This is a genomic window from Gracilimonas sp. (genome assembly GCF_035704785.1).
GTDB lineage: Bacteria > Bacteroidota > Rhodothermia > Balneolales > Balneolaceae > Gracilimonas.
This window is the reverse complement of sequence record NZ_DASSWP010000059.1, coordinates 1-11,665: the sequence shown is the minus strand read 5'-3', so window position 1 is coordinate 11,665 and position 11,665 is coordinate 1. Positions and strand designations below refer to the sequence as shown.

Below are 11,665 nucleotides of genomic sequence, written 5' to 3'. Positions count from 1 at the left end.
TAGTAATTACCGACACCATTGAAACTACTTAGAGTTTGATGATGAAACAGATGCATCTCTAACGCTTAAAATTATTCATTTTTTAAACTGAATTTCCCTCCACTGATCAAATAAATGAGCAACTTTCAGCCGTTGGTATTTTCCCGTTGAAGTAACAGGAAGCTCTTTCCCAACTACCACTACTTTCGGGGCTTTTGAAAATGGAAGATGTTGCTGGCAATAATCTAAAATCGCTTGTTCATTTTTCTTCACCCCTTCTTTAAGCTGAACGTATGCTCCCACTTCTTCCCCGTACCAATCATTTTCGAAACCAACGGCGATACCGGCTTTTACTCCGGGAGCTCTGTTAATGACTTCATCTATCTCCAGGGGCGCCAAATTAATTCCTCCCCGAATGATGAGCTCTTTCAGCCGGCCCGTAATGAAGAAGTAAGACTTCCCTGCTTTGTCTTTTTGCACAAAGCCTTCGTCACCGCTTCGAAACCATCCGTTCTTAAATGCCGACTCATTTGCTTCCCGATTATTGAAGTATCCCTTCATCACGTTCACCCCGCGGATAACAATTTCTCCACGCTCACCTTTAGGAACAGAATTTCCTTGTTCATCCTGAATATCCATTTCGTTAGCCGGAACCGGAATGCCGATGCTTGGATATCCAAAATCACGCATCCATTTGTTGTGCTCTTCCTTAGATTGGTTCACAGGAATGAAACAAGAATAACAGGTGGTTTCCGAAAGCCCGTATCCGTGAATGATTGGGATGTTGAATTTATCTTCAAAGTTTTGAGCAACTTTTACCGTAAGAGGTCCCGCTCCACAAATTATATGTCTGAATTGAACGGGTTTAGTAACTTCTTTGCCTTCATAGTAATTGGTTAGATACTGAAGTAATGTTGGAACCACGCTTACAATATGAACCTGCTCTTCTTCAATGGCTTCAAAAAAGTGTCGGGCACTGAATTTTTGATTTAGCACGGTTGTTCCACCAGTATAAAAGGGCGTGATCATTGTCACCACAGTACCGTTAACGTGATGAATAGGCAATACGCACATCATATTTGTTTGACCATCAATGTTGTGACATTTACTTATTGTACGAGCATCTTCCAGCAAATTCCGCTGTGTAAGAACAACGCCTTTAGGCTTCCCTGTTGTTCCCGAAGTAAAGACAATCAGTGCTTCCGACTCAATGTCAATTTCAACTTCCTCAAGTTCTCCCTCTTTCGTTGAAAATGAATCCACATAGTCATCACAAACCACGACTTCTATATCAAACAACTCATCTTTTTCTTTAATGATAGAGTTCACCCGCTCGGCATAATCTATCCGGACAAATACCAGTTTTACTTCTGCATTTTCCAGGATGTAGGAAATACGGTTGTCATCTTCCCCCAAATTAACCGGAACCACAACCAAACCGCAAAACCATGCTGCAAAGTATTGAACCACCGTATGCCAATGATTGTGAGAGATCGTAGCAATTTTATCCCCTTTTTGAAGTCCCTTAGACTGAAAAAAGCGAGCAGTCTTCAATACAAGTTCATAAAACTCACGATAAGAAATATTAGTGCGCCGTTGTTGTTCATCCCGAAAAATCAGGTACGTTTTATCACTTCCAATTCCCCGTTTAAGCAAGTTAGAGAAATCCACTCCCAAATCAGGCAATTGATCGGTGAGACTTCTTGCATGTGCGATCTTTTTTTCTAAACTGTTGAACTCCATCGTACTCCAATCATTTTTTGTTGATGGTAGCGGATGCATTAAAAAAAGGCAAGGGGAACCACTGAGGCCACGGAGTTTATTAGGAAATTTCCCCTCAGTTTTCTTGGTGTTTTCTGATTGTAATTTTATTTATTGTTTAGCCGGAGTCCGCGGAATAGTCATGATCTCACGTTGACGGCCATCTATATACCATACACCGGACTCATCAAAGAAAGCATCTTCTTCCAGCATAATGCGAATCTCTTTCCCCCACTCCTCTGTATAGGTTGCTGCATTCAATTCAATGGAGTAGGCAGTATTGAGGTGGAGAGGGTAATCTCCATCCCCGGGCACGCCATCCTGAGCATCCCACATTCCCAGTGTTGTTCCGGCAGCATGCCCATGATATCCGATCGGGTGTGTATAGATACTTGGCTTCAGCCCATCCTCAATGGCCTGTTCACGGGACATCTTAAGAACTTCATTTCCGGTACGTCCTTCTTTGAAATTGTTAGTAAAGATATCTTGTAAACGATTTCCATTTTCAAATGCTTTTCGGAGATATTCAGGGACTTCGGTCTCACCGGGACGGAGTACATAGGCGTGCTGCTGAGTATCCGTATTTAAGCGAAGGTATTTGATCCCAAAATCTACATGGAGCAGATCCCCAGGCATGATCACATTTTCAGCGGGACGACTGTCAAATGTTCTGAGGTGATCAAAAGATTCCGGATCAGCCCGCTGAATAGACACACTGGGATGAAACCAAGTATTTAGCTTCAATTCCTTGATCTTCTCCCGATACCACCACACTACATCTTCGGTGGTAGTTACTCCGGGCTGAATGACTCGATCCGAAAATCCTTCGGCTATGATCTCATGTGCAATTCTAACAATATGCGGGTAGATCTGCATCTCTTTTTGAGTACGTGTCTCCAGCCACCCCACGGCAAGCTTCTCAGCCGACACCAAACGATCGGAATATTCTTCTCCGATCGCAGCCTTCATTTCTTCATGGTCTGTTACAACCAACCCATCTGCATGTCCCCAAATCTCTGAGATATTTATTCCTATCCTTTCCGGATCCCTTTCTTCTATAATCTCTGCCAATCTTTTCCACTGATCTGGTTCTGATTCAGGGTCCCAGGCACGCTTGAACATTTCCCCCACATCGTAGCGAGCCACGGCAAGTGTTTCTACTTTCCCATCACCAAGATTATGCATCACTAAAATGGTCCGGCGACGAGCAGCATGCCAGGTAGCAGGCAACAAGGTTTCTATCACAGGGTCTTCATTGTATTCCCGTGAAACGACCACCCACATATCAATACCGGTACGTTCCATCAAATCTGGCAATACATTCTGGATCTTATCTTTTAACAGTTCATCAATTACCGTTGCCCGTTCTTTCATGGGAAGTATATGCGGATAATCTTGCGCGAAGCTTTGTGTATCTGCAATTAAGAGAAAAAGGAAAAGTAGTAGCGTTTTCTTCATTATAGATTTATATGATTTTGAATTATTAAGCAGGAATATGTAGATGAATACTCACAGGTGCAAGAGTATCGATACTCTATACCTTTTTAAACAAAAAAATCCTGACCCGGCTTTGAGCCGAATCAGGATTTTAAATACGATAACTAATAATTTAGCTTTTCAGCTTACATAGAAGCAAGGTCACGCATTACTTGTGCCAGCTTTTGTACTTTCTCTGTTTGAGAGGAAGAACTTGCTTTGCCTTCTATTTCTCTTGCAAGATCAGTCAGTCTTGAAGCATTGCCGGTTCTTTCAGCATTAGACAGACCTGTTCTCAATGAGGAGATGTCATCATCACCTAAACCATTGCCACGGTCAAGCTGATCTACATATGCTTTAGCTAATGCATAAGTCGTAGGCCATTCAAACATAGGTTGTCCCTGCGCATTCAGATAATCAAGCTCAACGGTATTAGCAGCATCAATTTCGTTTTGAGTGATATACGGGCTTGGCTCCAATTCAAAAATATCCAAACCTCTGGCAATTTCTGAATTTACAATGGCACCATTATACCAATAAACTGACCAACTACCACCCATACCCATACGTGTTGAATCGGTAGGTCCGCGATCATGAAATGCGATCTCAACAGGATTTTCTATATCGGTCCAGTCAAATACGGAAATACCACCCTGATACCAGGATTGAACCATTATTTCGCGTCCGGGTACCGGAATCAATGAACCATTATGAGCTACACAGTTCTCTAACTCAGTTTGTGGAGCCGGAAGCTTATAATAACTCTCGAATTCCATCTCTTTATTTTCATTGATAGTAAACAGTGCATTTGCTCCCCATTCATAAGGGTCTGTTTCTCGACATTTAGGCTGTCCGCCACCACCCCACTCATCAGTAAATAAAATTTTGTTACCGTCATTACTGAAAGTTGCAGAGTGCCAGTATGAGAAGTTAGAATCCGCAACAGCATCAATGCGTTTTGGGTTTACAGGGTCTGTAATATCCAAAAGTAATCCATATCCTTCACAGGCACCGCCGGCTAGGCCAATTTCGGGATAAAGCGTTATATCGTGACATTGGCTGGGACCTCGTTCCTCTCCTTCTTCGCCATCATTACCACCGAACATTTGTGCGATCATACCAGGAAGTTGTTGCCTTAAAGCGGCACTGTCAGCAGCAGTTGGTTCACCGGTATCATTACCGCGTTCTTCCATTACACTGCCCATTAATTGGTTTACAAAGCGTTCAGGAAGAATACGAGGTGTTCCGCCAATCTCAACAACGAATGCTCCTTGTTCTTCAGCTTCACGAATACGTGCCAGATCAGCAGGTGCTAAACCGTGCTGTGGAGGTGCAGTAAGATCTTCAAAAATACGAGGAGAATTGACGATTGCTGCTGCCTCTGGATTATTCAAAGGTACTTTTATAACCTCAATCCTAAATAATGCAGAATTTGGATCATCTTCCGGCATAGCATTCACACATTCAGGCATTTCTTCAGCGGGTCGAACCGGAGCAGAACCGGATACGTAAATATATACGTTCTCGTCATCTTCCGGATCCTTTAATAAGGAGTGAGTATGTGAACCGCGACATGTTTGCACATTAGCAACATACTCAGGCTCTTCAATATTGGTGATATCAAAAATTCGAATACCACGAAGACGCTCCTGACTTACCGCTGTTTGTACTCCTTCAGTTCCACAGTCAAGTCGACCGCCAAACCCTTCTCCGGATACAAATAACAAGTTCCCATATACCGATACATCACTCTGTGAAGCAGGGCATAAATAATCAACCACCAATTCCGGTGATCTTGGATTTGAAATATCCCAAACAATTACTCCATTATAATTACCCTGAAAAACATAATTGTCTTTAAAGGCAAGATCAGAGTTAGTTATACCTACGAAATCCTCCGGTGGTGGTGTTTGGGAGATCATATTCAGGTTCCATGCAGCTTCTTCTGCATCAAATAACCCAGCTTCTAACCCAACTCGCGGATCAGGAGTGGGAGGAGTTACTTCTGACATAGGTTTAGGTTCAATGGCCGGTCTCGAAGACGCAGAGTCATCCATCATAGAAGATGATGAACATCCGTAAGCCCCAACTACTACCGCGAGAACCATCATAAATAGTACTTTGAACGAGCCTGTCACTCCGACTCGATTTTTATTGGTATCTGTTGTAATCATAGATCTTATTAGTATGTGTTTTTGGTTACAAAAAAAGCTTATTCGAAAATAAGTGAATTTTGTTAGTATTTATTTAGACGCCGTCATTTCATCCAACATCATTTGCATTCGTGCGATCTCAGTTTTCTGATCTACTTGAATATCGGTAGCTAATCGGAACGCCTCTTCATCTTGTGCTGCTCCATCAGTAGCAAAAAGTTTAGCAACCATAGTTACTGCTCCTTTGTGGTGCTGTATCATATATTTCAAATAAAGCCGGTCAAATTCTTGCCCTTTTGCTTCAGAAAGTTTTTTAAGCTGAGTTGGAGATAGCATACCGGCCATAGTTGTATGATTCATATGCTTTTCATGATCTCCCAAACCGTGAATCATTAAGTTAAGTCCTTCGATATGTACTTCAGGAACCGGTTGGTCCCTGTCTTTCAACCAAGTTTGCATCGATTTGATCTCATCTTTTTGAGCATTAATGATGCGGGCTGCAAGAATTTGAATTTCCGGGCTCGCATTATTTTCGGGGGCTAACCGTGACATAATCAATGCCTGGGCATGATGAGCGATCATACCCATCATAAATTCGGTATCCGCTTCGGTAAAGTTCATGCGCGCGCTATCCCGACGTGCCCTATACAATTCTTCCAATTCAGCTTTATTATTTGTCACATCCTGGGACCCTATAGGCTCAGTCGTTGATTCTGCACTTTTACATGCGGATAGTCCCGCAACGAAAATTATTATACACGCAGTTTTAAAAATGGTAGCTAACATTTTACTTTTGAAATCCAATATATACATAACTTTTTATTGTTGTAGAGTCTCCCTTTAAAGACCTCTTTATAATAAGAGCATTAAAAGTGAAAAACCATAAGCAAATGTAAAGCTTAGTTTCAGGGCAATTATTTGCCTGTTAACCAACTTATTCTTCTTTGCTCTACTTCATTATTGACAGCCTTTTCAATTAACTCAGTCTTATAACTTTGATCCTCCTCTAAGATTGCCCTGACTCTATATTCTTCTCCCCATCTCTCAAAAATTATTTCAATTTCATCGCCGGGATTAAAATTTTTCAGTATCTCATCTACATCATTCACTCTGCTTAACTTAGTGCCGCCAATAGAAAGGATCGTATCTGTAGATTCAATCCCAGCCTCATATATAGGAGAATCTTTAATAGCATTCGAACGCAAAGCACCTGTTCCATTCTCAATTTGAATGTTGGTACCCAAGCTTGCTTTACCTGGATTGGCCTTTCCAAAATCTACCCCAACACTTGCCAACAGCGACTCATAATCCGGCATTTGGCTGTCATAAATGTAATTGTTGAAGAAGTTGGTTGCAAATTCCTTTCCGGCATATTCTCCCAATGCAGCTTCAATATCCCGATTGGTATAAGGCACTTCCGTTTGGCCAAATTCCTTCCACATCAATTTCATAAAATCATCCAGGTTTTTGCCTTCATCCAGATTACGTAGGGAAAGATCGAGTGCCAATCCTAATACGCTGCCGTAAGTGTAATAAGAAATAAATGTATTTTCACGATTTACGGGATCTACTGATTGGGCGGCATCCACAAAGGGCGCCTGATAGCTCATTTCAACAGGTGAAAAGAACTGTCGTCCGGGATGATTGAATACATAATTCAGTCCCCCGGCTAATCCTTCAATATATTCCTGCCCGGTGCGAATTCCGGCACGGGCTAAGATCAAATTGGTGTAGTAACTCGTAAATCCTTCTGCAAACCACAGCTCACCGCTCATATTAGCTTCTTCAAAATTAAAAGGCTCCAGGCTGGCCGGACGAATTCGCTCCACATTCCAGGTATGCACAAATTCATGCGAGATCGTCCCGATGCTTGTTTCTGCAAGCGGTTCATCCAATGATTTTGAATTGGTGACAACGGTAGAATTTCGATGTTCCATTCCATCTCCGCTGGCATTAGGCATAAAGCAATTCAGAAACACGTATTCATCATAATCTAACTCTGGAAGCTCACCGAATACGTTGATCTGGGCATTCACGATCGCCATTACTTTGCCGAAATATTCATCCACTTCTTTATCTGTAGCTGGAGTATGTAATGCCATTTTAATCAACTGTCCGTCAATAGCCTCCTCTCTTTCATGGAAATCAGCGATCTCAACCGGACTATCTAAAAAGTAGTACAAATCAGGAGCATAATAAGTGGTTCCTTCCAGCGGCTTGAGCTGAGTGGCGACTTTCCAGTTCAGATCTTCACGTACATTAAAATTGATCTCAATGGGTCGGTACTCATAATTTCTTGCCCAGGCAAAAGTTGCCGGCATGTTAAGGTGAGCGTGAGTTTCATCCACTTGCGAATAGGTTCCATCACCCCGATTAGCAAACAGAGTGTATTCAAACTTGACGGTTCCGTCATGTCCGCTGATATTCCATTGGTGAGGATTTGGACGGGTAATTTTCAACTCATTCCCCTGACTGTCGGTTGCTTTAACTCCATATACATTCTTAGCAAATTCGTGTAACGCATATCGCCCGGGGGAAGTCCTGCTCATTCGAACTTCCAGTACTTTATTTTCAAGATTGGTATAGGTTACGCTGATTTCTGCTTCATGATGAACGGCGTTTTCAAAAGAGATCTCGTATTTGGTGGTAGTTTGCGATTGCGCTATGCTTGTCGCAAATATTGAATAGAGAACAATGAATATTGAATATTGAAGTGGTTTTAGCTTCATAGCGTAATCTTAGAGTTTAATTTAAGGAGCGTGAATATGGAGAGGAAAAAAACAAGGTTCAAGGTTTTAAGTTCAAGGCACAAGTTTCCAAAGAGCCAAACTTGTGCCTTGAACCTGACTTCTTGCACCTAATCTTCCAGCCAGGAATATGGATAGCTCGGATCATCCAGGCGCATTGCTTCTTCGGTGACATACATCGGGTGGAATGTGTCGATCATAACCGCATATTCGTCCGTTTCCTCAGCGCCAATGCTGGCTTCCGCTTTACCGGGTTGAGGGCCGTGGGGAATTCCACCGGGATGCAGCGTGATATCTGCATAGCCAACACCTTCACGACTCATAAAGTCCCCTTCCACATAATAGATCATCTCGTCTGAATCTACGTTTGAGTGATTGTAGGGTGCCGGAATGGATTCGGGATGATAGTCGAACTTACGCGGACAGAAACTGCACACCACATAATTATGTCCCCTGAATGTTTGGTGTACGGGTGGCGGCTGATGAATACGTCCGGTGATCGGCTCGAAATCTTCGATATTGAAGATCCACGGATACAAATATCCGTCCCAACCAACTACGTCACAGGGGTGATGATCGAAGGTATAATGATGGAAACGCCCCCCTTTTTTGATACGAACTTCAAACTCCCCTTCTTCCGGGAAGAACAACTGCTCAGAAGGTAATCTGAAATCACGCTCACAGAACGGAGAGTTCTCCATGAACTGTCCCATTTCTGATAGATATCGTTTTGGGAAATCGATCGGACCGGTAGAATCCGTAAACAAGTACCGTGCTTCTTCGGATTCAAAGTTAATTTGATAGGTCGTGCCACGAGGCAGATATATGTAATCTCCCCACCCAAAATCGAGTCGTCCGAAAACAGATTGAATATGACCTTCGCCTTCATGGATGAAGAGCAGTTCGTCATGCTCACCATTTCGGTAGAAGTAATCCATTTTGTCAGTAGGACGAGCCACCCCGATCTGTATATCGTTGTTGAACATCAGCACTTTTCGTCCGGTTATAGGGTCTCCACCTGCCGGAATATCCTTGGTCCTCAACAGGCGATGTCGCAGCGTTTTCTCATCCGCTTTTTTTACCTCGATCTTAGCACCTTCCTCGATCTTGGTCACCCGGGTTGGCATATGATGGTGATACAAAAGCGAACTGTTTCCGTGAAAACCCTCCGCGCCGAACAGCTCTTCGGTATATAATTCACCATCCGGCCGGCGAAAAACTGTGTGACGTTTGTGCGGGATCTTCCCTAATGCGTGATAATACATGGTTGGAAATTTTGAATGTTGGATTAGAAATTTTGAATTGGTTGAATCAATTCAAAATTCATAATCTCTAATTTATAATTACAAATTACCTCTAAGGTCTTGTTCGCGTTCGATGGCTTCGAAAAGGGCTTTGAAATTTCCTTTACCGAAACCTCGGGCACCTTTGCGTTGGATGATCTCGTAGAATAATGTTGGGCGATCAACTACCGGCTTGGTAAATATCTGCAGCAGGTAACCTTCATCATCCCGGTCCACCAAAATTCCAAGTTCTTCCAGCTTCTCGAGGGGCTCATCGATCTTGCCTACCCGGTCTTCCAACTCTTCATAATACGTAGTCGGTACTTTCAGAAATTCTACTCCCCGATCTCGAAGCTTACTCACAGTATCAATAATGTCACCGGTTAGCATTGCCACATGCTGCACGCCGGGACCTTCAAAGAAATCCAGATATTCTTCGATCTGGGATTTTTTCTTTCCATCAGCTGGTTCATTTATTGGGAACTTGATCATTCCACGTCCACCGGCCATCACACGGCTCATCAAAGCGGAATATTCCGTGGAAATGTCTTTGTCATCAAAGCTGATGTATTGGGTAAATCCAAGCACATCGCGATAGAAATCCACCCAGCGCTCCATCTGTCCCAGTTCTACATTTCCAACACAGTGATCTACAAACTGCACGCCTACTGATTCTGACTTGACCAAACTTTCTTTGGGTTGAAATCCCGGCATAAACAAGCCATCATAGTTTGAACGATCTATGAAAGAGTGGATTACATCACCGTAGGTTTTGATAGCTGCTCTGCGGATGATTCCATGCCTGTCTTTCATGTCATAAGGTTCCGTAACCGGTTCAGCCCCGCGTTTTACGGATTCATTAAAAGCACGATCCACATCTTCCACATGCATGGCAATATCCTTAACGCCATCCCCGTGTTTATGAACAAATTTTGAGATCGGTGAGCTACTGTTCAGAGGAGCTGATAATACAAACCGAATATTTCCTTGTTCTAAGTAATATGAAGCCCGATCCCGGACGCCTGTTTCCAATCCGGAATAGGCCTTAAGTTCAAACCCAAACGTAGTGATGTAATAGTGTGCGGCTTGCTTCGCATTACTTACATAATGTTCCACATAATCCACATCCTGCAGTCCAAGGTGGTCATCAAATTTATCTTCTACAGGTCTCTCGAGGGTGTCTTGTGATTCAGCCATGATAATTCTTTTAAAAGTTTACAATACATATCTCCGGCATTCAGAACTTTACTTAGTTTTGAAGTATATTCTGAATGATTGTAAATATCGATTTGTTTAATTTACAAAATAAAAAGCGCTTCCATATGGAAAACCAAGAAAAGTTAGACGAATTTCAAGCCCGCATTGATGCGGGAGAAAAAATTGAGCCCAAAGACTGGATGCCCGAACGGTATCGTCAGCAATTGATCAGGATGATGAGTCAGCACGCCCACTCCGAGATTGTGGGGATGCTCCCTGAAGGTAACTGGATAGAGCGGGCTCCATCATTGAAAAGAAAATTAGTGCTTTTGGCAAAGGTTCAGGATGAAGCCGGTCATGGCCTCTATTTATATAGCGCCACTGAAACGCTGGGCATTGATCGAAGTGAACTTGTAGATCAATATCTTTACGGAAGCGCTAAATATTCCAGCATTTTCAATTATCCCACCATGACTTACGCCGACATTTGCGCAATCGGTTGGCTGGTTGATGGCGCTGCTATTGTGAATCAAACCATGTTAGCGCGTTCCTCTTATGGACCATACTCAAGAGCAAACGTTCGTATCTGCAAGGAAGAAAGTTTCCACAAAAAGCAAGGCTATGAAATGCTGGGGAAAATGGCATCCGGAACTCCCGAGCAGCAGAGAATGGCCCAGGATTCTGTCAACCGCTGGTGGTGGCCAAGCCTGATGATGTTTGGCCCGCACGATTCTGATTCTCCAAACAGTGCTGAGCTCATCAAATGGCAAGTGAAATTAAAAACCAACGATGAACTCCGACAGCATTTTGTTGACCGCATGGTGATGGAAGCTGAAGCAATTGGTGTTACCATTCCCGATCCTGATTTGGAATACAATGAAGAAACCGGCCATTGGGATTTCGGTGATATTCCCTGGGATGAATTCTGGAACGTGGTGAAAGGAAATGGCGTCATGAATCGCGAGCGAATTAAAGATCGTCGTGCCGCACATGAAAATGGCGAATGGGTTCGTGAAGCAGCTAATGCTTACGCTCGTAAGAAGAAATTACAACAAGAAAAAGCATCGTG

Annotated in this window: 8 protein-coding genes; 1 reads left to right on the top strand and 7 read right to left on the bottom strand. The window is 43.0% G+C overall.

The window, feature by feature from the left end:
* Positions 1 to 75: 75 nt before the first annotated feature.
* From VFM80_RS02985 to hppD, 7 genes are all read right to left on the bottom strand, one after another.
* Positions 76 to 1,722 carry a class I adenylate-forming enzyme family protein gene (locus VFM80_RS02985; RefSeq protein WP_395069401.1) on the bottom strand — a complete coding sequence of 549 codons (1,647 nt, stop codon included), beginning with the start codon at positions 1,720 to 1,722 and terminating at the stop codon, positions 76 to 78.
* Between the two features lie 129 nt (positions 1,723 to 1,851).
* The gene (locus tag VFM80_RS02980) at positions 1,852 to 3,198 is read right to left on the bottom strand and encodes a M24 family metallopeptidase (protein WP_395069399.1); all 1,347 of its coding nucleotides are present in this window, start codon (positions 3,196 to 3,198) and stop codon (positions 1,852 to 1,854) included.
* A gap of 164 nt (positions 3,199 to 3,362) precedes the next feature.
* Positions 3,363 to 5,390: an LVIVD repeat-containing protein gene (locus VFM80_RS02975; protein WP_395069397.1), complete on the bottom strand. Its 2,028-nt coding sequence runs from the start codon at positions 5,388 to 5,390 to the stop codon at positions 3,363 to 3,365.
* Positions 5,391 to 5,459: 69 nt separating this feature from the next.
* Complete coding sequence (locus VFM80_RS02970; RefSeq protein ID WP_395069396.1) at positions 5,460 to 6,050, bottom strand: DUF305 domain-containing protein; 591 nt, start codon at positions 6,048 to 6,050, stop codon at positions 5,460 to 5,462.
* A gap of 233 nt (positions 6,051 to 6,283) precedes the next feature.
* Positions 6,284 to 8,098, bottom strand: coding sequence for a M61 family metallopeptidase (locus VFM80_RS02965; RefSeq protein WP_395069394.1), 1,815 nt, complete (start codon positions 8,096 to 8,098; stop codon positions 6,284 to 6,286).
* Between the two features lie 128 nt (positions 8,099 to 8,226).
* Positions 8,227 to 9,381 carry a homogentisate 1,2-dioxygenase gene (locus VFM80_RS02960; protein ID WP_395069392.1) on the bottom strand — a complete coding sequence of 385 codons (1,155 nt, stop codon included), beginning with the start codon at positions 9,379 to 9,381 and terminating at the stop codon, positions 8,227 to 8,229.
* Between the two features lie 78 nt (positions 9,382 to 9,459).
* Positions 9,460 to 10,596, bottom strand: coding sequence for a 4-hydroxyphenylpyruvate dioxygenase (gene hppD, locus VFM80_RS02955; RefSeq protein WP_395069390.1), 1,137 nt, complete (start codon positions 10,594 to 10,596; stop codon positions 9,460 to 9,462).
* 125 nt (positions 10,597 to 10,721) lie between these two features.
* Here hppD and paaA point away from each other — a divergent pair.
* Positions 10,722 to 11,665, top strand: a 944-nt coding sequence (gene paaA, locus VFM80_RS02950) for a 1,2-phenylacetyl-CoA epoxidase subunit PaaA (RefSeq protein ID WP_395069388.1), incomplete at its 3' end; no start/stop codon positions are given.

Excerpts from the sequence above, each read along its gene's own strand:
- VFM80_RS02985 (WP_395069401.1), bottom strand. The coding sequence starts at position 1,722 with ATGGAGTTCAACAGTTTAGAAAAAAAGATCGCACATGCAAGAAGTCTC.
- VFM80_RS02980 (WP_395069399.1), bottom strand. The coding sequence starts at position 3,198 with ATGAAGAAAACGCTACTACTTTTCCTTTTTCTCTTAATTGCAGATACA.
- VFM80_RS02975 (WP_395069397.1), bottom strand. The coding sequence starts at position 5,390 with ATGATTACAACAGATACCAATAAAAATCGAGTCGGAGTGACAGGCTCG.
- VFM80_RS02965 (WP_395069394.1), bottom strand. The coding sequence starts at position 8,098 with ATGAAGCTAAAACCACTTCAATATTCAATATTCATTGTTCTCTATTCA.
- VFM80_RS02960 (WP_395069392.1), bottom strand. The coding sequence starts at position 9,381 with ATGTATTATCACGCATTAGGGAAGATCCCGCACAAACGTCACACAGTT.
- hppD (WP_395069390.1), bottom strand. The coding sequence starts at position 10,596 with ATGGCTGAATCACAAGACACCCTCGAGAGACCTGTAGAAGATAAATTT.